The sequence below is a fragment of the Rhizobium sp. TH2 genome, from assembly GCF_024707525.1.
GTDB lineage: Bacteria > Pseudomonadota > Alphaproteobacteria > Rhizobiales > Rhizobiaceae > Rhizobium_E.
In genome coordinates, this window is the sequence record NZ_CP062231.1 from 850,596 (window position 1) to 872,582 (window position 21,987).

Consider the following 21,987-nt stretch of genomic DNA (forward strand, 5'->3'; position numbering starts at 1 on the left):
CAGCAATCTAAATTTTCGCGGGCAAGGAACCTCCATTTCCATTGCGAGTTTCCCAGACACGAGGTTAATTCGTTCCACCATAAGGAAAAATCATGAAAATGACACTTATCGCAGCGGCGCTGCTCAGCGCCGTCTCAATGCATGCCTTTGCCCAGACGACAGCGACCGATGGCGATACGCCAGCCGTCGCCACGCCGGATTCGAAGAACGCCACCGCGCCAGTAGAAGGCGCCAACAGCTTCACGGAATCACAGGCGCAGGAGCGCATCGTCGAGGCCGGCTTCACCGATGTGTCGGCGCTCAAGCTGGACGACAAGGGCGTATGGCGCGGCACCGCCATGAAGGGCGGCAAGTCGATGCCGGTCGGCCTCGATTATCAAGGCAACATCGTCTCTCAATAAGAATTTTAGGGAAGGAATGACCCATGAGAACAGTTACAGGACTATTCGACAATTACGACAATGCCCGCTCTGCTGTATCCCAGCTCGAAAGCGCTGGCATTTCGCATGATGACATCAGCATCGTGTCCAACAATGGCGACGGCCGCTATGACGGCGACACCGATGCCGCCGAAGGCGCGGGCACCGGTGCTGGTCTCGGCGCTGTGGCGGGCGGAGCAGGTGGCCTGTTGGCCGGGCTCGGCATGCTTGCCATCCCAGGCGTAGGCCCCGTTGTGGCTGCCGGCTGGCTCGCAGCCACGGCCGTCGGCGCGGTCGCTGGTGCAGCAGTAGGCGGCGCGGCCGGCGGCATCATCGGCGCGCTGACAGAGTCAGGCGTGCCGGAAAATGACGCGCATGTCTATGCCGAGGGCGTCCGTCGCGGTGGTTCGTTGGTGACCGCCCGGGTTGACGAAAACCGTGTCGCGGAAGCGGAGGGCATTCTGAAGGGCAACCAGCCCGTCGATCCCGCCATGCGCCGCAGTGCCTATGAGCAGCAGGGCTGGAAGGGCTTCGATCCGAGCCTCGATCCCTATTCCCGCGATCAGATCGCTCAGGAGCGGAATAGATATCCACTCGTATGATACCATTGCGCCGCCGGTCCCCGAGATCGGCGGCGTTCAATTTCTTAAACTGCGGCGAGAATGGTAGCCGCTGTCAGAAGTTTCATTCAGAAGCACTGGGCCCTTCAAGAGTAAAGATGCTTTTCGCATCCACTTTATCTCTCAGCCCTTTGAATGACGCGTGTCGCAATTTTGCGTCATCGGTCCAACCGCGATACTCGATTTCGGCAGTGAATTCGGGCCGAACAAAGACCAGCGTCTTTCCCTTCTTGGCTATTGCCGGCCGATCGGTTTTCATTCCGTCCAGCAGCGACTTCAGGTCGCGCGCCTGAGCGTGTTTGAAGCCCGTCCCGACCGATCCCACGTAGACGAGCTTACCGTCCTTCATCGCAGCCAAGAGAAGCCTCGCGATGGCGCCGGGCATTGAGGTGGATGGCTCATAGCCCACGATGACAAAACTGTCGCTCTGGACGCATTTGATCTTGAGCCAATCACCAGTCCTGCCCGATCGATAGGGCCGGTCATCATGCTTGGCGATAATGCCTTCGAGGCCGAGCGCACAGGCTTGCTTCAGCAGTTCCTCGCCATCGGCTTCAATCGTCTCCGAGAACTTGATGGCGCCGTCGCGATCGGCAAGCAAGTCCTCTAGCATCTGCCGGCGCTCATGCTGTCCGAACTTGGTCAAGTCGTGGCCATCGAGATAAAGTAGGTCGAACGCGATGAAGACAGCCTCGCCCGCGCTGCGCTTGCCGCCACGGCCACCCAGAGCCTTCTGGAGCGCGCTGAAGTCCGATCGCCCTTGCTCGTCAAGCACGACGGCCTCTCCGTCGAGAATGAGCGTCCTGGGGCTGAATGAACGGGCAGCGGCTGCGATATGGGGGAAACGGTCAGTCCAGGTATGACCGCCGCGCGTGATGATGCGAATGCCGTTGAGCTCGACATGGATTGCGAGGCGATAGCCATCCCACTTGATCTCGTATTGCCATTGGTCGCCGGCCGGGGCTTTTTGCGCCAAGAGAGCCAGGCACGGCTCGATACGTTCCGGCATGAGGTCGAACGGGATACGACCCTGGCGAGGATCAGGCGGGGTGATCGGCCGGGAAACGAGCGGCAGATCAACATCGCGCTTGAGCGGCGCGGACTTGGGAGGGTGGGAACGCTTTACCATTTCCCAATTGCGCCATAGAATAATTAAAATGCTGTCTATAGCCCATGTAAGGAGTGGCTATGGTTTACGACTGGGAAAGCAAGTCCTGGCGCAAGACTGTACTGTGGTGGGCAGTTATCTTTGCCGCTTTTTTTGTTGCGGGCCTTATTGGCGCTTACCAGATGTCAGAGTTGCTTAGGTGATGAGACCGCGCCGCGCGCATGGCGTGCCGAAGCTTTCACATTATCGCGGGGAAAAGATAGCTGTCATGTGCGACAAGTGCGGCTTGGAGCGCCGGTACGACGCGGATGCGATGATGGAGCGTATCGAGGATACGCCAATGCCGCTGTTGCTGATCAAAATCGCCGAGGGCGAGGGCTGTCCACGCGCGGGAAGCAAAGGCGAGGATCGATGCATGTTGCGATATGATCTGACATTTGCACCGATGTTCAAAGGAAGGTAGGCGCTAAAGGCCATCGGCACTAGCGCAACCAGCCATCCCCACCAATTGAAGCTTTGCGGGGCGGTCGTCCTCGGGTCGGCGCTTGCCGTAGCCTGAGACCATAGAAACATTTCGCTAAGGCGTGCCGAGCGCTACTATTCTTGCGGTCTCGGTTTCGATGGCCGTCACGATTCTCTCGACTTCGCCCGCCATAGCGTTGAGGATACCAGTTAGGCTTTTCCCAACCAAAAGAGGGCTGTTGCCGACCGTGAGGAACGCATCGACCTCCAGGTGGAAAGTCCGCTCGACACCGTGCGAACAGGCGAAAATCTCCATGCCGTTTTCAGCATCTTGCCACGGGCCAATACGGAATCGCTGCCTGCCATAATAGGCGTATGACGTTTGCCCAGGCTCCATATGAGGCACCGCAACGACGCCATTCGTAGCGACACAGGGATGGATGAGCAACGCATGCATCTTGGTATTGCGAAGCTTGTTTAACGCCCAAATGGTAGGGTTGCCCATCTTGTGAGTGCCGAACGCTCGGAAGAAAGGGCGAATCTGAGCCGGAATGTTTCTTGAACCCCCGTTGTCGAGGGCGTTTGTCAGCCCTTCGGGTCTTTCGGCGATCGGGAAATGCAATCCGCTGCTAGGCGCGTTTCCAAAGTTGGCTGCACATGCATGAACGGCCTGATCAAGAGCGGAACGAAGCTCTCCTACGATATCAAAGGTCTGCAAGGAAAACCGCTTCGGGATAGCTTCCCTCAACCTCAATGTGAAGACGTCCATACCGTCCACTTCATCAAATGCTTCAGTTAATTGGTATGGGCCGGAGTTAGTCCAGTCTGTGACATCAACGTCTAGCCGGTAGAGGTTGTTTCGCGCATGGTCGATCAGCGCCTTAGGTGACTCAAAATGTTGTTCCACACCAGCCCCGCTCATCCTCTCGCCTCCAGATGCGATAAAGGAACTGACCAGACGTCGCACCCTTCGGTCAAGTCGGTTGCGAAGAATCTTTCCTCACTCGCGGAACGAGTCGCAGGCCATTCGATTGACTCGCGTTAGTCGAGTTTCGGAGGTTTCAATATGGCCGGGCATGTAGAGAGTAACCGGCCTATGCGGCCGCGCCCGATCGATCAAATGAAGGGCGCGGCTACGCTCCCATCGTCCAACTCGAAAGCCTTCATAGCGGCCCAGAAAGCGATGATGAAATCGATCGAGGCGTCCGTTATCAAGCTCAAGGCGGAACGAGAGCGCTTCTTTCGAGACAGGCGTAACAGCGAGGATTGACCATGAAACTTGCCCGCCGCGCCCTCGATGACCCAGATAGGAAGACCGAACTTCAAGCCACCATGGATGACCGCGTCTCTGAATTGATGGCCGAAGCCAATGACGCCGGCTACAGCACGGGGGAAGCAATGGACGCCCTGCAAGCGGTCGTGAAGAACCAGTCAGCAATTAATGCCGAAGACCCCGACCCCGCAGATGATCCGGATTGATCATGGCTGACGACTGGCAGAAAAAATACCGCTGGCGCCGAACCTGGCAGGATGAACAAGACATTAATGGAAAGCCATTCGAAGACTACTGCGCATTTGATGGCGATATGAACGCAGGAAGAATCCGACTTGACCGAGAGAGCTTGAAAAAAGGTCCGTGGCGTTGGTCCGGTAGTTATCCTCCGCGATTTCGCGGCTCGCCTATCATGCCAAATGCCGGATATAGCCTATCGGCGGCTGAGGCTGCGAAGGCGGTTGAGGACTATTGGGATCGGATGAAAGCCCGCACGAGAACGCGCTCATAATCGCGCCATTTCTTTTGCCGTAGCCTTGGCCCGGCACGTTGAGGTCAGTGGGAATTGAGGCCACAATGCCTTGGTGTCACCTTGAATGGCGCTAATACTCGCTAGCTTGCAACACCACTGATCAGCGCGACCACGCCTGACGCATAACGCACACACGAAAGGTAAAGCGCATGACCAATAACAACGAAAACGCGATGACTTATGACGAGGCCATCGCTGCAGGGCTATTTCCCCACGGCGCGGACGGCCTCGAAACCAAAGTCGCTGAAATGATGGAAATCGTCCGCGATACAGAAACACTTGAGCCGCGTACAGCACGGCAGGTCGGCGAAAATGACGCCCCCGACTTAATCAGCCTGGACTTAACGCAGGAAGAGCACGGCGTCGTAGGCGACGGCCCCCCAAAGCAAAAGGCCGACGCGAGAGCCGGCCTGAATTCGCGGCAGGGGTAGACACCGCTATGTGGTGTTGATTCTCACCTAGATTTCATCATACTTTTTCGCTAAACCTCCGTCAAGTAATTCTAACTTAAGTCTTATTAAGCTTCACTTATAATTGACCTGGATCAATTCCCTGAACAAAAACCACTCTTCGGGCGTTGTCTATTTAAGCGCGCAGGCCAAAGCCTGAGACCAGTACCCCGGTCTACCCAAACAGCCCTGCATGGGTCGCGCGACTACTCTCGCCGTTGGGTCACATTCCTAATCTGATTTTTGTTCAGTCACAGATAAACTATGGAATGCTAATTCCGCGCCTCAATCGCGGAGTCACCCCGACCGGCGGCTATGGAAACATGGATCCCGGTCGGCGGGGCAGCTATCATTCCTTCGCCAAACCTCGCGCGTCTCCGCCCATTTATCTTTAGTTCGGTTCGACGCAACTGATGTCCGATCGGTACGTTACTAAATGCTCGTCCCCACGAGTGCCGGACGGGATTTGTATCTAGTTCTGGCGCATCATACCGGCAAGTTTGGTGCGCCATCCTTCAAAAGACCGTCCGGTCGTGCGGCGTCGCCGCTGTTCGAGGAAAGTGAACAGGAGGCCTCCATGCCGATACCCGGAGAGCACCTTGAGGTATTCAATCGTCACCTGCGCAGTTCAATTGTCGAGGCGACGGTCGAAGGGGGAGCATATGCATTCCGGGTCAGCGTCCCGAACCTAGAAAGCACGGCCGAGGCTTTAGAAGCCGCCATCAGCGAGCTTCGCGAGAGCGGTCAAACCGTACCGCGTATTAAATGGGGCCAACGACAGTCCTGCCCGCGCGGTAGAACTAATCGGAAGCCTGCGTCATCTGGGCGAGGTAAGGTTAATGATCGGTTTAACTTGCGTGCCAAAATAATCGTGGCATCCTTCATTCTCCGGGCGGGGCGGTTTACTGCCATGTTTTCCGCCAGTACCCACTCACAGAGATGTGCCGCCCGGACCACGCATCAATTACTATCTTCAAACGAGCAGCTGAACCTCATATCCGGCTGTTCCCCGCGAGGTAGTGGTGGGTGCCCCTGGGACGCTATTCGCTCCGAGAGTGTACATCAACGGATAAGGTGGATACGGGGGTGGATTCCGCCGGAACGTAATGCCTATTTATCTAGTCTCTTCAAAAGCATCGTGTGATGAAATGGTGCCTCTCTGCGGCAACGAACGCAGTTTTTCTCATGAAAAACCCGACGCCTCAGGGGAAGGCATCGGGTTTATTGACTGGAGTCATCCGACGGCGGGAAGGATGCTCTAGCTGTGGTCAAAAAAGGCGGGGGACGATCCACAGCTGTGCACCTAGAATGGATCGGCTTGGGAAAGGTTCCGTAGCGACCACCAATTTACGGCGACGCTGCTAACGTACGTCCGCGTGGCACGCGTTGCGAGTTTGGAGTGCACGGCAAAACAGGTCTCGTCGACTGTCAATTCGTCAGTCTCACGAGCGTCTTCGCGGCCGTGGCACCAATCAGCTTGAATGCCGCAACGAGTTCCTTGGTATTGTCGGCAGAGAAATAGTGCGCGGACGAAGTAGCGCAGTATTTAAGTAGGGCCTCGCCGGCCGCAGGCGCCATAAACGCGATTGAATATACCGTCATTTTCTGCGTTTTCGCCTTGTCGCAATATTTCTTCGTCTTAGCGTCCGCGCCGTTTACGTTGTTCTCACCATCGGTCATCAGGACAATGTACTTGTCCGGCTTCTTGGTGCCATTCTTGTCTTTGTGCGCTTTGTCTTCGTCGGAGTCTTTCAGGCTTTCGTACGCCTCCTCCATGGCTTCACCAGAGTTCGTGGTGCCGGTTGCCGTCAAAGCGTTTACATATTGCAGGATTGCGGAGGTGCCCCAATTAAGGTCGGACGGCGTTTGCATAGCATTGTTGTAGGAGACGCCGCCTGTGCGGACATATTTGAGATCCGGATCAACGTCTACGAATTGGGTAAGGAGGTCGGAAGTCGCCAGCTTCAGCGCTTCGATTTTTTTGTAAACCTTGGTGCAAATATACGGCTTGTTGCTCGCGTTCATGCACGTCGTCGTATAGGCGGTGGTCGTAGGGTAATCCATCGAACCGGATCGGTCCAGCACCAGATACATGGAAAACGCAGTCTTCGTCACGATGTCCGCGCCGCCCAGCACGCTCGCCTGCACAGACACGGGGACGGTGTCTACACCCAGGATTTTGAGGAAACTCGTTGGTACGGTTGCCTGCGCCGTGGCGGTGATGTCCTGGCCCCCGAAGTCTATAACGATACTGTTGGTATCAAGTTTGTACTTGCTGCCTGACTGGGCTTCAGCCGCCAACCAGTTTTCCATATGAGCTCGAATGGACTTTTCGTCTTTGTTCTTGGCTTCTATCTGTTTGATTGCTGCCACGAGCGCGGCGTCCAGACTGCTCTGCATCTCACGATGGGTATTCAGTGCCATGGTGTAGTCGAACGCGACCCCCATGCCGCCCAGCAAGGGGACACTGATTATGGCGAACGCCATTGCAAGGTTTCCACCCCGGTCTTGCGTGAATCTTCCGAAAGCGTTGGAGCATTTCTGCCGCAGTGACCAAAATCGCATGCCACTCTCCTATCAAACCTCCGATCAATTGTATGGCTCAGTTGCTAATCGACATTTAAATTCCGCAACTGCTTTTCCAGGCACCATCGGTGAGGGTTAACGGACTATATCCAGCATTAGAACAATAGAATTTTAACCGCCAAACAGTATTAGAGAGGGGCGCTGATCCCGTAAAATCTGCGTTCTAAAAGAAGCGGCCGCACGCTTGATCCCGAGCGGCCGCTTCCTTTTGCTCGCACTGCGAGGTCCGACTCCGTTTCAGCCTACCTAGAACGAAATTGATCGTTCAACCAATCAGGAACCGGGGTATTTTGAAATGGACGCTATTCAAATGGAACATACCTTAAGCGAGCCGCGTTCCCAGCCACCTCGATTAGTACGACGTTTGACGAGCGGGTGATCCATGAACGAAGCAGCTTTGCCCAAGGATACTCGTTGTAGAAGACGATGCATTATTGTTGTTGGAAGCTGAGACAATCTTACAGGATGGGGTTCTCACGGCTAATGACGGTCCGTCGGCGTTTGTTGAGATTGAGAACGGCGAGATAAGCGCGCTGGTCACAGACATCAATTTGGGAAGCGGTCCAAGTGGCTGGGATGTCGCACGCCGCGCTCGCGAAGCCCGTCCGGATCTGCCGGTCGTTTACGTTAGCGGCCAGCACAGTGCAGAATGGACCGTGCACGGCGTCCCGAACAGCATTATGATTTCAAAACCGTATGTCCCTGCGCTACTGGTAACGGCGATTGCAACGCTACTCAACGCTGCAGTGCCAGCAGCGAACTAACTCACACCAATCACAATCGGTGCATTCAATTTCTGGATAGTGTCTCAGCTCAGTTCCGCAAGCTTGACGCGAAAATCATTACAAATTCAGAGCGTTGGCGCTGAATTCGGAACTTTCTTGATTGGTCTCCGTTTGGGCGCCACACCACGCCACCCAACTGGAGAACCACAATGAAAAACGTTCTTATTGCTTTCACCGGCCTGTCGCTGGCTCTGTCGGCCCCCTACGCCATGGCGCAGGACACGGTGGTCATTCCCGACACGGTGACCACCTACGTCACACAGCAGCAGGTCGAAGACACGACCATTGACGGTGATATCGTCGTCGGCTCATCGCTGCCGGACAAGGTGGTGATCAAGAATGTTCCAGACCACGACGATTATGGCTTTGCCTTCGTCAACAAGAAACGCGTCATCGTCGAACCGAAGACCCGCAAGGTCGTGAAAATCGTCGATTGACGCAATGCCGTGGAAGGGGCGCTGGCGTCGGCTGGAGCCGACGCCAGATTAAAGCAAGGCTCCTGGAGCCACCAATGTGGAAATTTGCAATATTCTCAACCGCACTGATTTTGATCATATCTTTAAAAGTGGCGGCCGAGGCGCCGGTGGCCGAACCACAGGCCACAATCGTTGAGCGGCAGTGCCTTACTGCGATCAAGAAAGCACCCAAGGATTGGTTGGATCGTCTGCGAGCCGGACGATGCGGAGCATGGCGCAATCGCTCGGCAGACTCCAAGTCTGCACAGACCCTTTAGGCCGTCCGACATCGGCGTCTGCAAGACACTCGCCGGCCAATCGTGTGCGGCGCGGACGCGTTCGAAAAAAACAGCCAGCCGGCATGTGCACGACCGGGCTGCTGCATCCCGCAGTTATTCATAGCGCCAAAGATGCGAAGCTGCGAAAGCGGTTCATCCTGTGGCGGCGCGCCAGCTCGACAACTGCATCTGTCAACTCTTGTTCTGTCCATCCGGCTTTCGTTGCGTCCTCCGCAAGTGCTTCCAGAACGTGATCAAGGTCGACGTAGGGTGCGTGGAGATCAATGACTTGCCGAAGGAAGTCGGATTCGATGCGAGCTCGCATTCCTTCCCTCGCTGTGGGTATTGTCCAGGACGACTTGGCGAGTTGATAGAGAGCACGGCCTTTCATTTCCCCAAATCGTGCCACAAATCCCGTCGAGGTCAATATATTCCAAGTTGTGCCCGGTGCGCGAACTTCATCCCTTGACTATCGGCTCCCTGGTCATAGACGGAATTGCGGATCAAACAGTCGAACAAGGATTCACTAAAAGCAGGATTGCTGCCACTGGTAGTTCCGTGGCTATGGCCACTTGCGACCAACGGAACATGTTTGCGACATACTACCACAGCTACTCAGAAAATTGACTCTGTACATTGATCGCCACGGCAAATCGGGTCATACCAATATTGACCAGCTGGCATATTACCCCGCCGTTTAACGGCTGTCGGCTTGGTCACTTTCGTTCAGATTCAGAAAGATGGAACCCCCTTAATTTTCAGGGGTTGTTGTGCGTTAAATCGCATTGCGGAGGCTCACGTGCCTATTATGGTCGATCTCCATTCACCGATCTTCGATGCCTCAAATCCTCAACGAACTGCACAATGCCGGCGAGAAACGGAAGCGGTAGCACGGCGGATTGTTTTAGATATGGTTGCTGCCGGCTGGCGCGAAAGCGAAGCCGCTCTTGCACTCGCTGATGCGTTCGATGACTATTGCATCTATCTGGCAAAGCGTCCGGTGACCACACTCGTCGCCGCGAACTCAAATCAATTTGCCGTCCGACAGCCAAGGCTTCGATGACGAGACGACAGGTATGAAATACAGGGCCGAGACTCGATGATGACCGTCAAGCTCGGAAGCGCCGAAGTGCGGATTGATGTTTTCCAAACGAGCAACTCACTTTGGATGGCTGTCGGAAATTACATGGACGTTGAGGTAAGAACGACAGGACCCTCAGCAGCGGCCGCAAGGGCACGATGGCTCCAGGCGGCACAGTACCAAAGCAAATTCAGATCCGAACAGGGACTGGAAACTATTGGCGAGACCTGAACTTGAGCCGAAAACCGAACTCGGCGCGCGGCTGCGCGCGATCCGACGGCATTTCAACGATCCGGATCGGGAGGTGTGGGCACGAAAGCTCGGTGTTGGGAAACAAACGCTGGCTTCGTATGAGCGGGGGAAAACTGAGCCTACAGCGTCAATCTTGCTTGCTTACCAGCGGGCGTTTGGCATCCGCCCTGACTGGTTACTGACCGGCGCTGGAAGCATGTTCGTCGATCCGTATAAGGGGGCCCGCACCACCAACTGCAGTTGATCCCTGGGCAATGGAGCGGCTCTATATCGCCGTCGAACGGGTTTATCGTGCCGATCACAGGCAACGCAGTCGCCAGCGAAGCTGCCTCACTGTTCAATGTCTTGCTAACGCGAGTCGGCGACATACGCGATCGGCCGATCGTCGAGGAAGTCTTGCCCGTGTTGGCAAATGAACTAAAGCGGAGGTTGATTGCTGCCGGGCCAGGTTCCAGCAAAGCCTCGACCTCAGGATCGTCAATTGATGTCAATCGTGTATTCCGGATCGACCGTCAGCGGTCGCGCAGTCTCCACCCCAGACGGGATATAGACTTCGTCGGCGTCGAGGCCTGCGCGGCGTGCGCGATGGATCTGTGCATATGTTCCTCGTTAGGTCTGCGCATGTACGCTCTTTGAACTCGCATTCGCGCAACCTTGCTAATGTCTATGGGGCAGGCAGTGTTGACCGGCGCCAGAGAAAGGGTCTGTGCGGTGCCACCTGTTTTTCCTTTGGGTCGAGCATTGCTCAACTTTGTCGCACCGCAGCAAAAATGGTTGACGGTGCTGCGCTGCGATTTTATTGTATGATTATTGGCCGCTTATCTCCTCCCAAGCGCGCAATGCGACCAGCCGGCGCTCCTCCTCCCAGTCGGCGGTCCATCATCAAGGGCTCGGCGCACCTCCTCCCGCACCGAGCCCTTTTTTATTTTCAAGATGGAACTGGTTTTGAGGGCTGTGTGTTGATCGCGCGCACAGAAAACGGAGACATCCATGCAGCGTAATGAAAGCCCTCAGCCGCGAGAAGTAATCGAGGTGCCGGCCGCGTGCTATCGAAAGCGCGCAGGTAAGCCGCGTATGCTTTCGTATGTGCGGGTGCAGAATGTGGGCAAGGATGGCAGGCGCCGCACCGTATTTACATTTCTCTGGAAATGACCATGGCGGAAGTGGACTGGCATAGTGCCGGGGAGTTCGTAGGGCGTGACCTCGCGGAGCAAGGCGGCACGGCGATACTGGATAACGTCGGGTCGATTGGTCTGATCCAGGCAATCCTATGGCTAGACGGTGTACTCGATGGCTTGCATGAGCGCGGCATTGACGCCAAGAGCATCGCTATATCGCGTACCGCTTATGAGGATTTCATCGAAGCGTCGGGATCGATTGATGAGACGTATCGGGGGATTATTCTTTTGGACGCCGATGACGGCGGCGCGCGCCCGTCGGTCGTGGTGGCGGCGTGATGGGCCGGCGTGGCGCTTACGGCCGCCAGAACTCGGTACGCCCGACGCCTCTTGCATTCCTCCATTTCTCAATAGAGCCCCGGCTTGCCGAACATTCCCATGATGCGCCCGATGCCAGAGAATGGCGAATTACCAGGTGCCTTCGGATACGGATTATTCTTCTGAGCGCGGTAAGCCAGGGCATCACCCATCATGGCCATGCCGCTTCCTACGTCCCGTGGTGGGCGCATGAGGGCGCGGGCGATCCGTTGGCGTGAGGTCTCGGGGCTATTGCGCCGTGGGTCGTTTCCGTCGAATATGAAGGCCATGTTTTTGTCCTATGCCACGAGGGCCGGGAATTGCAGATTGATCACGACCCGAATGAGCCGACGCATCGCTCTCTGAAGGTTATCGTCGAATTGGCAGGCGCCGTAACGATCGGCCTCCTGCTCGTGCTGAGATACGGGCTTGAGCAAGTAGTGGGGTTCATTCCGTTTCCTGCGCAAACCGCCATTGGCGGCCTTGTGTTCGGTGTTTTCATTGGCATGCGGCTCGGTTGGTGGGACTCGGAGCGATATCATTCCCGAACTCCAGGTAAAGACGGATAGGCCGAACGGCCTCCGGTCTGGAGAAGGGCCGCAATCAACTTCTGGATCTTCGGATCGTTAACCGACTGAAGCCGCAGGCCTCGGTTCATGAGCGCCTGAACGATTGCATCACGGCTATCGCCCTTTGCCACGCTGAGGCTTCCTATCTGCTCTGCGAAGCGAGAGGCGGCACTGTCCGCGTTTTCCCTCAGCAGCGAGTCAGCGATGCTCTTGCCGCCCTTGAGGGCCAATCCAGTGAGAGTCGTATCGCCGGGGAGTGTCTTCGGCTTTGCTGTTTCGTCAAGGAAGTCCCCGAAGCGGTTTGCCATAGCGGTGTCTGAGCCGCGCGCGACGCGGTTAGCAGTGTCGGCAAATGCGGCTTCCCGATCGATCGCCGCCAGCGCCCGTTCGGCGTTTTCATCCCCGAACATCATGCCGAGTTTGGCGCGGTTCCAATCGCCTTCACCCTGCACAATCCGCTTTAGTGCGCCGAGGTCGTTAGCCTTGGTGCCAACTGCGCGCTCGATCTCCGCGCGCGTGCTCTGCTTGATGCGCGTGGGAACACCGGATGGCCCGATCATCTCGCCTGCGGGCAATGCCCCTTCCGTGAGCATGCCATCGACTTCCTCTGGCCGAAGTGCGCTTGCCTCATTGTTCAGAACTGGCCGACCTTGAGTAAGGCCTTCCTTTTGACGGGCCAACTCTTGGAATTGCGCATCCACTTCCTTGATCTGTGGGACCGCCTCGCTCAGAAGACCGTCAATCTCTTGCCGAGCCTGGGTAAGCTGTTGGACTACTTTGGGGTTCGTTTCACTGGTGATGAGCCCGTCAATCGCCTGCCTGCTTTCGAAGAGCGCACGCGGGTTCGGGTCAAGAACTTGCTCCCCCGGAATGTTGAGATAGCCGCGCACTCGGCGAAGTGCTTCCTGCGCGGGGCCGCGAAGATTGACAACCGCCGAATCCAGACTGTTTGCAAGGTCGGTGGTATCCACGGCCCGCGCGTTTTCGAACAGCGGGGCGTACAACTGACCAACTGCCCTTTGGCTCTCCTCAATGCCTTCATTGACTTGCGAGGGAATAACGGCATCGCCGAGGTTCTGCCGGACATCCTCGCCAAGTCGCGTGTTAGCGGCCTTTGAACGGTCCATGAGAGCGTTGACGATATCATCGCGGGTGCCGGGACGGGTGGAGGCTCCGCGAGCAACGCCGAGCCAATCGGGCGACACATCCGCCAGCATCGCCTCAGGACCGAGCTTGTCCAGTTCGGCTTTCTGCATCGCGACCTTGGCGGGGTCGGCAAGCTCCTTCTCGACATACTTCGCCGCGTCACGATTGATGCCAGACAGGGCGTCTGCAACCTTCTGGCGCGTGAAATACTCTTTGCCAAGCTTTATGCCTTTGCTCGCTAAAGCGGAAATGGGTACTACGGCACCGCCAAGAATCCCGCCGATTACCATCTCTTCAGCGGATTGCTTCGCCCGATTTTCAGCATTTCCTTCGCCAGCACCAAATCCTTGCACAGCCCCCGCACCAGCCCCGGCAGCTGTTGACGCAATAACCTTTCCAGCGGTCGTTCGACCCATATTGCCTAGAACGTACTGACCAGCGACAGGTGCCGCCTTCAAGAGACCGAGCCCAGACAGCACGCCGCCGCCGATTTTCAGTCCTGTCGAGGTCGCAGGATTTTCCTCGTCAAATGTCTTGTCCTTGCCGCGCTGGATTTCCAAGGCCTTGTCATACCGATCGCCCCAGGTCTCTTGAGGCAGCTTCTGGTAGCTGTCTGGCAACAGTGGATCCACGACAGGCGCAAGGGTTGCGTTCGTCGCCGCGTCCGCTTCATCCAGATAGGAGCCGACTCCAAGAACACCACGTCCCATCGTGCGCACCATTTCCTCGGCGCGACCCGGTATCGCCTTCAGATCATCAACAAGCGAGTTATCACGCGTTGCCTGGCTGACTTTAGCGGCCTCGGCCCTCATGAGAGTTTCGAAGTCGTCGGCAGGCGCCTCAGCGTCCACTGTCTCGCCGGTTTCAGACTGCATTCGTTTGCGCCTGGCTTGCGCAATGGCAATGGCCTTCATCTGCTCTGGCGTCATTGGAAAAGCTTCCTTTGCTCAGGCGTCATGAATTTCCAGTCCTCAGGATCCACGCCGTCCGGAACAGAGTTCGCTAAAGGCATCACAGTGGCATTGGTACCATCCATCGGCATTTGCCCTGTCGCGGGGTCAGCCTGCGAGGCGTCAGCCTGCCAAGGGGCGTAGGGATTGAATGTCGGGATAACGTCGGCTTCGTTGAACTTGTTGCGCGCCGCAATGCCCTTGAATTGCGTGCTGTCGTTCTGGAACTGACCATCATAAGCCTTCACGCGGCTGTAAGCCTCTTGCATCAGCGCTTTGCGGGTTTCAGGCGTCAACGTAGCGCCGCCGTTGATGCTGGCAACAACACCCTGGAACCAGTCAGGCAGGGAAGCGGTGTTGCGAACCATGACCTGTTCGCCTTCCCTCACAACGGAGGTCGGGTCGAATATCTTGCCCATGCCATAGACGAGATTGAGGTCAGACGCCTTGGAATTGCGGCCCGCCGTTTCTGCCATGCTCTGATAGATCGGGAGCGCCTGGGACAGGTTCTTGTAGCTGGGGAGGTCTTGGATTTCCTTGCGGAGTGAAGTCACATCCTTGAAATCGCTGGTCGGGGCACCATCGAGCTTTTTGATTTCGTTGGTACGCTTGTTGTAAATCGTCGTGTCGTTCAGCTTCTCCCAGTCGGCGTCAGGTGTCGAAAAATCGGCGATGACTTCCTTCGTGTCAGCGTCGATAACCCTGTCATTCACGGTCACGGAGTTGCGCTTCTTGGGCTCCTGCACCGTCTTGGTGCTGCCATCTGGCATAACTTCGTAGACGCCGGTCGTGTCGAAGCCTTGTTCCTTCTCTTCCTGCTCGGTCATGCGGCGCGCTTTGGGCGGATTCTTGATCTTGTCGATTTCGAGCCGGCCCTTTTCGAGATCCATCTGGTACTTCGGGTCGGCTTGCTGCCTTTGCGTTTCGCGGGCGGCATCCTCTTCTTCGAACCTACGCTTGATCAGCGCCTGGATGATGGCTTTCTTGCCGGGCGAGAGGAACGGATTCGAAAGCGCCTCGGTCGCCTTCATGATGTCGGGCGACATGCCTTGCGAGAGAGCGGCAGCAACCATCTTGCGAGGTGCTGGGGGAAAGTAATCGGAGTTCTGGGCCACTTCCACAGGCTGCTGCATCTGCTGCTGGGCCATCGGGTCGGGCTGCTGGAAACCATCAGGCACAGGCACGACCGGCACCTGATCCTGTTGCGGCATCATGGCGCTCGCAGGCACCTTGGCGTCAAGGCTCGCGACCTGGTTGGCGTTGATGCCGTCCCAGCGGTTCACGCCAGCCTTCTTCGCACCGTACCAGGCGCGCCAACCGTCCTTCTTCGCGTGATCGAGCGCGAAATCAATCATGGCGTTGGCGTTCTTCGGGTCGCGGGGATCTAGGCCAGTTCGTTCCTGGAAGTCGTTGCCGAGACCCTTCGGGAAGGTTTTCCCGTCGCCGACAAGCATCTGGAAGTCGCCATAGGACGGTTCGTATTGGTCGCCCTTTTTCACGCGGGACTGCCAGACGCCTGGAGCCAAGCCCTCGGAACGGGCAACCCTGACCGCAATATCAGGATCGACACCGCGCTTTTGCGCTGCTTGGCGGATATAGGATTCCCGCGCGGCCAGGTCGCGAGTGAGCGGCTGCTGAGGCGATGCGTCTACAGCATCCTGTGGCGACTTTATTGTCGGCACGACGGCCGGCGCCGCATCCGTGACGCTAAGGTTCGTATCGGGTTGGTCGCGTGGACCAAACAGGCTGCTGATGGCGTCATCGCCCACGGTGTCCGCTGCCTCGATACCGGACTTTTCCGCCTTGTCGGCTTTGTTCATCGTGGCCCGGTACAAAATGGCGTCGCCGATCGATGCAATGCCCTCGCCAACAGTCTGCGGGGTGCGGCGCCGGCCGCCAAGCGCTTCCGCTACGGCGCGAAGCCTTGCCAGTTCCTGAGGTGTCTTGGGGAGACCTTCCCCACCGAAAATGTATCCAACCACGCTGTTGACCCCCTATGCGTTCATTCGGCTGCCGGGAAACACGGCTGGGAAATGATATCCGGCCGCCTTCAGGCTTTCGCCAGCGGCTTCCAGCACGAGTTCATTGACGGATTTGCCTTGCCTACCCGCAGCCTCGAAAAGCGCTGAGCGGAAGCCTTCACACACTCGGCCGCCGTTCAGCGTAATCGACACGGGACGAACCGGGTTCTGAGCGTTGTATTCTGACATGGTCGCGCCTCATCAGGATTGATCGATGAGGGCATTTGACCACATCCTTGCGACCGTGGGTATTTGCTCAATGTGGACATCTGTGCCCTAACCAGCGGGCAAAAAAAATTCTATGAGTGTTTCGGGAGGTACAAAATGACTCGATAACCCGCCTTGGCTGGCTTAACCTAGCTTGGTGACGCGGCTGACAGGGAGCATCCAGCATGACTACAGCACCACCGCTACTGAATAATCCTAATGCTCCGGATGTTTTTGCCGATTCAGCAGTGGGTTTTTTTAACTTCAATGGGAACATGAGAATAACGTTCGAGGCTGTTCATTCCGACTACACTACCAATCCTCCTGGTATTGATCGAGTAGTCATAGGAAGGCTTGTTATGCCAGTCGCCGCCGCTGAGGCTATGGCTCGCTCAGTCTTGGATCTTGTTGAGAAAATGAAAGCCGAACCGGGTCCAATTACGGTTTCTGTTCAGTAGTCATTTGCTGGCGCGCGCCATGTAACAATCGTCCTGCTATTGCGCCGCCCTCGTATCGAGCACGACCGCAAGCAGGCCAGACCGCTCCATTTCCTCTTGTTCTTCGGTCAGGTGCGAGACGTCAGTGGAATCAAATTCCGTGCTTTCCTTGATCATTTGGCCAAGAAACGCCAGGCGCTGTTGTTTGCACTTCCCGAACGCAGCCTCCACAATGACCTCCGGTCGCTCGCGTGTCTTGGCAGCATATTTCGCGGCAGCGGTGGCCAGGCATTCCAGCCATCTGCCTCGTTGTTCCTCGGCAGTCTGCGCAAGGCAAGTGATGGGAAATGTTAGACTTAGAACCACAAACAAAAATCGGCGCATAGCTGCCTCCCCATTACGGTCATTGAAATAACGTAAGAGTAACTGCGCGGTCTGTCATCCCCCTATATTGGGCGACAATGCCTCTGAACTTTACGCAAGACATCCATCATCTCAGTGAACGGTTTTTCCGTAGCCCCGTGGCGCCAGTTGCCGTTGGCGATACCGGATGGCGCCCCTGCTTTCGCCCCATGCATTCGGCAAACGCGCTTTCCCTTGACCGCAGGTGATTGACACTTGAGACCGGAGCGTTTGGACTTTGCACCGCAACGAGGAGCAAGTTGCATGGGATTGATGGGCTTTTTCATTTACCTCCCCCCGGTCGTGACGTCGCCTATAACCGCTTGAGCGCCTTCGTGAATATGGATGTGCTCGACCTTCACTTTCTGCTTGCCACCGTTCCGCAGCTTGTGAAGTGCCTCCATCTGCGCTGTCGTGGTACGCATCATCTTCGTCATCATGGTTTCTAGCTTTTGCAATTTCTCGATCCCGTCGCATGTCACGGCGAGCCGAGCTATTTTCATTGCCAGGACGTGATTGGCGACGGTCTGCGCCGCAAGCAGCCCTTCAGTTGCATTACGCGGGCTGATGTCCATCATCGCGCCGGCGACGAAGTGGAGCGTTTTTTCGTTGATCTTCCCATTGACGGCGGTCATCTGGACAAGTTGCTCGATTAGTCCGTCTTTGAAGCCATCGTCATCGGACCCGAACGCCTGCCGGGTTTTGTCACCGTCGAGGCTGATTTCCATAGTGGCGGGGTTGAAGGTTAGGATCAGCCCTCGTTTCTTCGGCACGCCTACCAGTGTTTGCGTAGGCGCCTTTGCCGGCGATTTGGTTTTTGTGGTTTTTGTCATGCAGGTAATCCTAGAAAATCGAGATAGCGCTTGACCGAGGGGTGATGACGCTCCCCGGTACGAAGCAGTTCGAGTGCGTCCAGATCGCCAGATGCCACCATGTGAGCAGCCGGGAGCGATATCTGGAGTGTGGCGTTCGGCGCGGATTGCCGGCCTATCTTGTGGTCCCCAAACCAACGTCTGATCGTTTTCGGCGATCGACCAACAGAATGCGCGGCCGTATCCACGTTGACGATGTCGTCGGGCTTGAGAAGGATGGGTGCTGGGCGGTTCTCGTTCATTGGAGCGCCCACCTGTCGAGATGAAGATGGCAGGTGGTGAAGTCGGACTCGATCGCGCCGCCAAAGTCATAGATCGGCAGTTCGTAACGGTGCTTGAGCCGGATGGCTTCGATGAGTGCGTCCACGTAGCTCGGGCCTTGATAGGTCATGTCCAGGAGATTGCGCCCGCAGTGGAATACCCAGAATTCCATGCTGCCGTCATCCTCGGGCCAGGCATAGATATCGATCCGGTCTAGGGGCAGCGTGTTCAGATGGCTTGCGAAGTCCATGACTGGCCTCCCATGATTGCGGCGTACTCTCTGTCCAGCGCCGCGCTAGGATTTTCATCGCGGCTGTCGAGCGAGGCACGGCCGATCGATGCCAGTTCGTCGGCGCGGATGTTGCCGAGGATGCCCGAATGACCCTTGCACCACGCGATGGAGATTAACGGATTTTCCGTTAACGCCGCATCGATTGCCTGCCATAGATCAAGGTTCGCAACTGCCTGATTTGCTGGCTTAGCATTGGCGCCCTTGCGCTTCCATCCCTTCGACCGCCACGAATGGCGCCAGATGTTGCAGCCTTCCACGACATACTTGCTATCGCTGATGATGGTCGCCGACTCACCGGCCGCGTTCTCGGCGATCCATTCCACTGCACGGAGCAGTGCCGTCAGTTCGGCAACGTTGTTCGTGGCGATGTCTATGCCGCCGAAGTCGTGGGCGATTTCCAGGCCATCCCGATAGGCCACGAAAGCCCATCCGCCTACGCCTGGATTTGGCACGCACGCGCCATCGGTAAATACGCTCAATCGCGATGAGGACGCGCAACTGACGCCGTCACCAAGGCCCAGGATATCGGCGCGAGGCGGAAGGAGACTGTTAGGAGAAATGTACACTATCGTACCCTCCGAAACTATTCAGATCATGTGGCGTTTCCGGCTTCATGCAAATCTCACTGGAACAGACAGAAGATTGGCCTCCTTTGACCCTACGCATCGCCGTGGGAAAAGAGATTGTGGTCAGCAGCCCTGCCGAAGCCGTGGCTCTCATGGAGGGCGACTGGCCGGTAGCGCGCGGCCACCTGTTTAATCTCGCCCTGGAGCGGTGCAAGCAGGGTTCCCGTAACGCCGTGATGGCCCGGCCGGCATGGCTGGCTTTTCGTGCGGCGTTGACTGAGGCCGATTGGCAGACTGCCGGCCGCTGGTCCTGGTAACTCCTATCGCTTCCTACGCCCGGATGGAACTGTGCGTCGAAAGAGGGCGTTCTATTCCGAAGTAACGAGGAGAAGCGGCAATGCCAGGCGCAGCAATCAACAACCCCGGATCCAATCCCAACAGCGACCAGCGCCGAACAGGTGCGAGCGCTAACGACCCCCACGGTGGGCATGAACATATCAACGAGAGGCGTGGTCCCGATCCTGACCCGATCGACGAGCTCGTCCCGGCCGGCGACGGCGCCTTGCCTGCAACGAAACTTTCTATCTCCGAGGAAGCCGAAACTCTCGCCTTCACCGAGACGCAGAAGCCGAACTTGCTTGACGAAATAGCGGCGGTGGATGGCACGGGCACGCTTGACCCGCGCGCTCAGCCCGGATTCGGCCCGACCGAATTGGATGGACCTCAGTTCGAGGGTAATCCGGAAATCGGGATCGACCCGAACGATGTCCGCAACAACATGCCGCCGAGGGATAGTTGAATGGCCAAAAAGACAGACATTCAGCACGACGCGAAGGGCCAGTTTGCCAAATCGCAGGGGGACCGGAAAAACAACGGTCTCGTCAGTGCGACGCCGCGAGCAGTCACTGGGCGGGACGACGCCACTATTGAGAATGCAGATAAAAAACCGTCGCCGAACCCAGGCTTTGATATCCGCGACCAAACCAATAAACGCAACTGAGGAAAGGACTGCCAGATGACTATCAAATCGCCAAGGGATGGTGCGCCAGGCACCACCGATCAGTCGCCTCGCTGGGAAGGACCCGAAGAGTCTCGGCCACGCGGTTACCTCCCTGCCAAGGACAACCCGGTGGTCGATCGGGACGCGAATGGCGAGAACCTTCAGGATCCGCGCAAGCGCGATGTCTCTGATGGTTTCAAAACCACTTCGGACAAGGGTGCCCCGCCCAAGGAATAGCGCGCCGTTGCCGGATTTTTCCAGGTATCTGGTCATGCGGCCGCCCTCCATTTTTGGAAGCGATCTGGCCTTATAACTTCGCCCTCCTTTTCTGGTGGCAGTCGGCCGTCGAGTATGTTTCTCACAAGCATTTCAACTTTGGCCTCGAAGCGCCAACGGGAGTTGATGACGTTGGAGGGGCGCTTGTCCGCCCAATCGAAGAGATCAAGTTGGGTCATGCGGCGGCCTCCATCTGGGCGAGCATCCTGATTGCCATGTTTGGCGTCAGAATTGCATCGTTCAACATGCTTTTGAGACGATTCCGGAAACGGGGCTCTACATCCTTGCCGGCACAAATGCTGTCGATCATCGATTCAGCGTCGTGGTCATCGACCGGCTTGGGGAATGGCTGATGGGGGTCGTCATCAAGATCAGCGTAGGAGGTCAGTTTCTCTGAAACGTCCCTCTGATAATGAGCGTCCCCTTCTAAGAGATAATCTCTAAGGTTTACTCTATGGTATTTGGTATCAGTAACTATCACCCTGTCGGTATAGTTATTATCACCCCTCGGCAAACAAGGGGTGTCAGTAACTATCACCCCCTGCCTCTTCAAAATCCTCTTACGGCGCTCGTCTTCCTTGCGTTCAATCTCCTTACGAGCATAGAAGTCCTCGCTCTCGCGAACGTGCATTTGCACTCGCTCGGAATGTGGGTTGGCCACGCGAAACTTGGCGCATCCGTACCGAGTGGTGCTGTTCGTCGCCAGAAGATAGCCCTCCTTGACCAGCGTCCGGCGAGCGAGGCCGGCGGTGACCTTTGTACGGATGTTACCCCTGGCCATGAGCTTGAGGTTCGACGCATACACCGGCTTTGGTTTCAGCGTTTCCTTGTCGATGGTGAGAAAGGACAAGTAGACAGTAATCGCAGCGAGGCATGGCGCTTTGGCTAACCGAGGATCGGCCGCGACGGTCTCCAGTAAGGTCAATTTGAACGCCACAAGGTCGGTACACGCTTGTTGATAAGGCGACTTCCCTTGCGCGATGTTGGCCGTTGTCTGTGAGACATCGTTAATCATGCGAACGCCCTCCGCAGAGTCCGGAACCGGCCGGCAAGCTCGCTGGCCTGGCATGCCTCCATGGCTGTCAGCTTGAACCGATCGCGAAGAGACGGGACAAGCGGCGCGGGAGGCGTGGTTTGATCGGCGAGCCACATGGCGGCTTGGCGAACGATGGCGGTAGGAGGCGCCACTGGCGCCCCCGATGTATTGTTATAA

General features: G+C 56.8%; 31 protein-coding genes. 16 read left to right on the forward strand and 15 right to left on the reverse strand.

What is annotated here, in order from left to right:
* Positions 1–92: 92 nt before the first annotated feature.
* Complete coding sequence (locus tag IHQ71_RS04285) at positions 93–401, forward strand: PepSY domain-containing protein (RefSeq protein ID WP_258160725.1); 309 nt, start codon at positions 93–95, stop codon at positions 399–401.
* 23 nt (positions 402–424) lie between these two features.
* Positions 425–1,021: a general stress protein gene (locus tag IHQ71_RS04290; protein WP_258160726.1), complete on the forward strand. Its 597-nt coding sequence runs from the start codon at positions 425–427 to the stop codon at positions 1,019–1,021.
* Positions 1,022–1,103: 82 nt separating this feature from the next.
* Here IHQ71_RS04290 and ligD read toward each other — a convergent pair whose 3' ends face one another.
* Positions 1,104–2,168 (reverse strand): non-homologous end-joining DNA ligase, encoded by a 1,065-nt coding sequence (ligD, locus tag IHQ71_RS04295; RefSeq protein ID WP_258160727.1) that lies wholly within the window; start codon positions 2,166–2,168, stop codon positions 1,104–1,106.
* Between the two features lie 181 nt (positions 2,169–2,349).
* On the opposite strand from ligD, the gene IHQ71_RS04300 reads away from it, so the two are divergent.
* The gene (locus tag IHQ71_RS04300) at positions 2,350–2,610 is read left to right on the forward strand and encodes a hypothetical protein (RefSeq protein ID WP_258160728.1); all 261 of its coding nucleotides are present in this window, start codon (positions 2,350–2,352) and stop codon (positions 2,608–2,610) included.
* Positions 2,611–2,724: 114 nt separating this feature from the next.
* Here IHQ71_RS04300 and IHQ71_RS04305 read toward each other — a convergent pair whose 3' ends face one another.
* Positions 2,725–3,531 (reverse strand): hypothetical protein, encoded by an 807-nt coding sequence (locus IHQ71_RS04305; RefSeq protein ID WP_258160729.1) that lies wholly within the window; start codon positions 3,529–3,531, stop codon positions 2,725–2,727.
* Between the two features lie 350 nt (positions 3,532–3,881).
* Here IHQ71_RS04305 and IHQ71_RS04310 point away from each other — a divergent pair, with 350 nt between their 5' ends.
* The 3 genes from IHQ71_RS04310 to IHQ71_RS04320 all read left to right on the forward strand — a co-directional run bounded on the left by IHQ71_RS04310 (position 3,882) and on the right by IHQ71_RS04320 (position 4,845).
* Positions 3,882–4,088, forward strand: a complete 207-nt coding sequence (locus tag IHQ71_RS04310) for a hypothetical protein (RefSeq protein WP_258160730.1) — start codon at positions 3,882–3,884, stop codon at positions 4,086–4,088.
* A 2-nt stretch (positions 4,089–4,090) separates the two neighbouring features.
* Positions 4,091–4,393 (forward strand): hypothetical protein, encoded by a 303-nt coding sequence (locus IHQ71_RS04315; protein WP_258160731.1) that lies wholly within the window; start codon positions 4,091–4,093, stop codon positions 4,391–4,393.
* A 170-nt stretch (positions 4,394–4,563) separates the two neighbouring features.
* Entirely contained in the window at positions 4,564–4,845 is a 282-nt protein-coding gene (locus IHQ71_RS04320) for a hypothetical protein (protein WP_258160732.1), read from the forward strand.
* 1,446 nt (positions 4,846–6,291) lie between these two features.
* Here the strand turns inward: IHQ71_RS04320 and IHQ71_RS04325 are convergent.
* The gene (locus IHQ71_RS04325; RefSeq protein ID WP_258160733.1) at positions 6,292–7,350 is read right to left on the reverse strand and encodes a VWA domain-containing protein; all 1,059 of its coding nucleotides are present in this window, start codon (positions 7,348–7,350) and stop codon (positions 6,292–6,294) included.
* Between the two features lie 539 nt (positions 7,351–7,889).
* Here IHQ71_RS04325 and IHQ71_RS04330 point away from each other — a divergent pair.
* From IHQ71_RS04330 to IHQ71_RS04345, 5 genes are all read left to right on the forward strand, one after another.
* Positions 7,890–8,213 (forward strand): response regulator, encoded by a 324-nt coding sequence (locus IHQ71_RS04330; protein WP_374989954.1) that lies wholly within the window; start codon positions 7,890–7,892, stop codon positions 8,211–8,213.
* Between the two features lie 170 nt (positions 8,214–8,383).
* Entirely contained in the window at positions 8,384–8,671 is a 288-nt protein-coding gene (locus tag IHQ71_RS04335; RefSeq protein WP_258160734.1) for a DUF1236 domain-containing protein, read from the forward strand.
* Between the two features lie 1,095 nt (positions 8,672–9,766).
* The gene (locus tag IHQ71_RS04340; protein WP_374989955.1) at positions 9,767–10,030 is read left to right on the forward strand and encodes a hypothetical protein; all 264 of its coding nucleotides are present in this window, start codon (positions 9,767–9,769) and stop codon (positions 10,028–10,030) included.
* Between the two features lie 322 nt (positions 10,031–10,352).
* A complete protein-coding gene (locus IHQ71_RS32015) occupies positions 10,353–10,544 on the forward strand; it encodes a helix-turn-helix domain-containing protein (RefSeq protein WP_374990000.1) in 192 nt (63 codons plus the stop codon).
* 910 nt (positions 10,545–11,454) lie between these two features.
* Positions 11,455–11,757 carry a hypothetical protein gene (locus tag IHQ71_RS04345; RefSeq protein ID WP_258160735.1) on the forward strand — a complete coding sequence of 101 codons (303 nt, stop codon included), beginning with the start codon at positions 11,455–11,457 and terminating at the stop codon, positions 11,755–11,757.
* A gap of 68 nt (positions 11,758–11,825) precedes the next feature.
* On the opposite strand, the gene IHQ71_RS04350 is transcribed toward IHQ71_RS04345, so the two are convergent.
* The 4 genes from IHQ71_RS04350 to IHQ71_RS04365 form a co-directional block, all read right to left on the reverse strand.
* Entirely contained in the window at positions 11,826–11,957 is a 132-nt protein-coding gene (locus IHQ71_RS04350; protein ID WP_258160736.1) for a hypothetical protein, read from the reverse strand.
* Between the two features lie 356 nt (positions 11,958–12,313).
* Positions 12,314–14,419: a hypothetical protein gene (locus IHQ71_RS04355; RefSeq protein ID WP_258160737.1), complete on the reverse strand. Its 2,106-nt coding sequence runs from the start codon at positions 14,417–14,419 to the stop codon at positions 12,314–12,316.
* Positions 14,416–16,422 (reverse strand): hypothetical protein, encoded by a 2,007-nt coding sequence (locus IHQ71_RS04360; protein WP_258160738.1) that lies wholly within the window; start codon positions 16,420–16,422, stop codon positions 14,416–14,418. The genes IHQ71_RS04355 and IHQ71_RS04360 overlap by 4 nt, the downstream gene beginning before the upstream one ends.
* A gap of 12 nt (positions 16,423–16,434) precedes the next feature.
* Positions 16,435–16,650: a hypothetical protein gene (locus tag IHQ71_RS04365; protein WP_258160739.1), complete on the reverse strand. Its 216-nt coding sequence runs from the start codon at positions 16,648–16,650 to the stop codon at positions 16,435–16,437.
* A 203-nt stretch (positions 16,651–16,853) separates the two neighbouring features.
* On the opposite strand from IHQ71_RS04365, the gene IHQ71_RS04370 reads away from it, so the two are divergent.
* Positions 16,854–17,126, forward strand: coding sequence for a hypothetical protein (locus tag IHQ71_RS04370; protein WP_258160740.1), 273 nt, complete (start codon positions 16,854–16,856; stop codon positions 17,124–17,126).
* 36 nt (positions 17,127–17,162) lie between these two features.
* On the opposite strand, the gene IHQ71_RS04375 is transcribed toward IHQ71_RS04370, so the two are convergent.
* From IHQ71_RS04375 to IHQ71_RS04395, 6 genes are all read right to left on the reverse strand, one after another.
* Positions 17,163–17,489 carry a hypothetical protein gene (locus IHQ71_RS04375; protein WP_258160741.1) on the reverse strand — a complete coding sequence of 109 codons (327 nt, stop codon included), beginning with the start codon at positions 17,487–17,489 and terminating at the stop codon, positions 17,163–17,165.
* A gap of 62 nt (positions 17,490–17,551) precedes the next feature.
* Positions 17,552–17,794, reverse strand: a complete 243-nt coding sequence (locus tag IHQ71_RS31875; RefSeq protein WP_308737917.1) for an HGGxSTG domain-containing protein — start codon at positions 17,792–17,794, stop codon at positions 17,552–17,554.
* A complete protein-coding gene (locus tag IHQ71_RS04380) occupies positions 17,795–18,340 on the reverse strand; it encodes a hypothetical protein (protein WP_258160742.1) in 546 nt (181 codons plus the stop codon).
* Positions 18,337–18,621 carry a hypothetical protein gene (locus IHQ71_RS04385; RefSeq protein WP_258160743.1) on the reverse strand — a complete coding sequence of 95 codons (285 nt, stop codon included), beginning with the start codon at positions 18,619–18,621 and terminating at the stop codon, positions 18,337–18,339. Before IHQ71_RS04385 ends, IHQ71_RS04380 begins: the two co-directional genes overlap by 4 nt.
* Positions 18,618–18,890 carry a hypothetical protein gene (locus IHQ71_RS04390; RefSeq protein ID WP_258160744.1) on the reverse strand — a complete coding sequence of 91 codons (273 nt, stop codon included), beginning with the start codon at positions 18,888–18,890 and terminating at the stop codon, positions 18,618–18,620. The genes IHQ71_RS04385 and IHQ71_RS04390 overlap by 4 nt, the downstream gene beginning before the upstream one ends.
* Entirely contained in the window at positions 18,869–19,351 is a 483-nt protein-coding gene (locus IHQ71_RS04395) for a ribonuclease H (RefSeq protein ID WP_374989956.1), read from the reverse strand. Before IHQ71_RS04395 ends, IHQ71_RS04390 begins: the two co-directional genes overlap by 22 nt.
* Positions 19,352–19,545: 194 nt before the next feature.
* Between IHQ71_RS04395 and IHQ71_RS04400 the strand changes: the two genes are divergently transcribed.
* The 4 genes from IHQ71_RS04400 (at position 19,546) to IHQ71_RS04415 (ending at position 20,735) form a co-directional block, all read left to right on the forward strand.
* Entirely contained in the window at positions 19,546–19,815 is a 270-nt protein-coding gene (locus IHQ71_RS04400) for a DUF982 domain-containing protein (protein ID WP_258160745.1), read from the forward strand.
* A gap of 80 nt (positions 19,816–19,895) precedes the next feature.
* Positions 19,896–20,297 carry a hypothetical protein gene (locus IHQ71_RS04405; protein ID WP_258160746.1) on the forward strand — a complete coding sequence of 134 codons (402 nt, stop codon included), beginning with the start codon at positions 19,896–19,898 and terminating at the stop codon, positions 20,295–20,297.
* Entirely contained in the window at positions 20,298–20,498 is a 201-nt protein-coding gene (locus IHQ71_RS04410) for a hypothetical protein (RefSeq protein ID WP_258160747.1), read from the forward strand.
* 21 nt (positions 20,499–20,519) lie between these two features.
* Positions 20,520–20,735, forward strand: coding sequence for a hypothetical protein (locus IHQ71_RS04415; protein WP_374990001.1), 216 nt, complete (start codon positions 20,520–20,522; stop codon positions 20,733–20,735).
* Between the two features lie 32 nt (positions 20,736–20,767).
* Here IHQ71_RS04415 and IHQ71_RS04420 read toward each other — a convergent pair whose 3' ends face one another.
* Together IHQ71_RS04420 and IHQ71_RS04425 are read right to left on the reverse strand one after the other, a co-directional pair.
* Positions 20,768–20,953 carry a hypothetical protein gene (locus IHQ71_RS04420; protein WP_258160749.1) on the reverse strand — a complete coding sequence of 62 codons (186 nt, stop codon included), beginning with the start codon at positions 20,951–20,953 and terminating at the stop codon, positions 20,768–20,770.
* Positions 20,950–21,789, reverse strand: a complete 840-nt coding sequence (locus tag IHQ71_RS04425) for a hypothetical protein (protein ID WP_258160750.1) — start codon at positions 21,787–21,789, stop codon at positions 20,950–20,952. The genes IHQ71_RS04420 and IHQ71_RS04425 overlap by 4 nt, the downstream gene beginning before the upstream one ends.
* Positions 21,790–21,987 lie beyond the last annotated feature (198 nt).

Bases quoted from the DNA above. Each gene is read 5' to 3' on its own strand.
- IHQ71_RS04285 (WP_258160725.1), top strand. From the start codon at position 93: ATGAAAATGACACTTATCGCAGCGGCGCTGCTCAGCGCCGTCTCAATG.
- IHQ71_RS04290 (WP_258160726.1), top strand. From the start codon at position 425: ATGAGAACAGTTACAGGACTATTCGACAATTACGACAATGCCCGCTCT.
- ligD (WP_258160727.1), bottom strand. From the start codon at position 2,168: ATGGTAAAGCGTTCCCACCCTCCCAAGTCCGCGCCGCTCAAGCGCGAT.
- IHQ71_RS04300 (WP_258160728.1), top strand. From the start codon at position 2,350: ATGAGACCGCGCCGCGCGCATGGCGTGCCGAAGCTTTCACATTATCGC.
- IHQ71_RS04305 (WP_258160729.1), bottom strand. From the start codon at position 3,531: ATGAGCGGGGCTGGTGTGGAACAACATTTTGAGTCACCTAAGGCGCTG.
- IHQ71_RS04310 (WP_258160730.1), top strand. From the start codon at position 3,882: ATGAAACTTGCCCGCCGCGCCCTCGATGACCCAGATAGGAAGACCGAA.
- IHQ71_RS04315 (WP_258160731.1), top strand. From the start codon at position 4,091: ATGGCTGACGACTGGCAGAAAAAATACCGCTGGCGCCGAACCTGGCAG.
- IHQ71_RS04320 (WP_258160732.1), top strand. From the start codon at position 4,564: ATGACCAATAACAACGAAAACGCGATGACTTATGACGAGGCCATCGCT.
- IHQ71_RS04325 (WP_258160733.1), bottom strand. From the start codon at position 7,350: ATGGCGTTCGCCATAATCAGTGTCCCCTTGCTGGGCGGCATGGGGGTC.
- IHQ71_RS04335 (WP_258160734.1), top strand. From the start codon at position 8,384: ATGAAAAACGTTCTTATTGCTTTCACCGGCCTGTCGCTGGCTCTGTCG.
- IHQ71_RS04345 (WP_258160735.1), top strand. From the start codon at position 11,455: ATGGCGGAAGTGGACTGGCATAGTGCCGGGGAGTTCGTAGGGCGTGAC.
- IHQ71_RS04350 (WP_258160736.1), bottom strand. From the start codon at position 11,957: ATGGCCATGATGGGTGATGCCCTGGCTTACCGCGCTCAGAAGAATAAT.
- IHQ71_RS04355 (WP_258160737.1), bottom strand. From the start codon at position 14,419: ATGACGCCAGAGCAGATGAAGGCCATTGCCATTGCGCAAGCCAGGCGC.
- IHQ71_RS04365 (WP_258160739.1), bottom strand. From the start codon at position 16,650: ATGTCAGAATACAACGCTCAGAACCCGGTTCGTCCCGTGTCGATTACG.
- IHQ71_RS04370 (WP_258160740.1), top strand. From the start codon at position 16,854: ATGACTACAGCACCACCGCTACTGAATAATCCTAATGCTCCGGATGTT.
- IHQ71_RS04375 (WP_258160741.1), bottom strand. From the start codon at position 17,489: ATGCGCCGATTTTTGTTTGTGGTTCTAAGTCTAACATTTCCCATCACT.
- IHQ71_RS31875 (WP_308737917.1), bottom strand. From the start codon at position 17,794: ATGAAAAAGCCCATCAATCCCATGCAACTTGCTCCTCGTTGCGGTGCA.
- IHQ71_RS04380 (WP_258160742.1), bottom strand. From the start codon at position 18,340: ATGACAAAAACCACAAAAACCAAATCGCCGGCAAAGGCGCCTACGCAA.
- IHQ71_RS04385 (WP_258160743.1), bottom strand. From the start codon at position 18,621: ATGAACGAGAACCGCCCAGCACCCATCCTTCTCAAGCCCGACGACATC.
- IHQ71_RS04390 (WP_258160744.1), bottom strand. From the start codon at position 18,890: ATGGACTTCGCAAGCCATCTGAACACGCTGCCCCTAGACCGGATCGAT.
- IHQ71_RS04400 (WP_258160745.1), top strand. From the start codon at position 19,546: ATGCAAATCTCACTGGAACAGACAGAAGATTGGCCTCCTTTGACCCTA.
- IHQ71_RS04405 (WP_258160746.1), top strand. From the start codon at position 19,896: ATGCCAGGCGCAGCAATCAACAACCCCGGATCCAATCCCAACAGCGAC.
- IHQ71_RS04410 (WP_258160747.1), top strand. From the start codon at position 20,298: ATGGCCAAAAAGACAGACATTCAGCACGACGCGAAGGGCCAGTTTGCC.
- IHQ71_RS04420 (WP_258160749.1), bottom strand. From the start codon at position 20,953: ATGACCCAACTTGATCTCTTCGATTGGGCGGACAAGCGCCCCTCCAAC.
- IHQ71_RS04425 (WP_258160750.1), bottom strand. From the start codon at position 21,789: ATGATTAACGATGTCTCACAGACAACGGCCAACATCGCGCAAGGGAAG.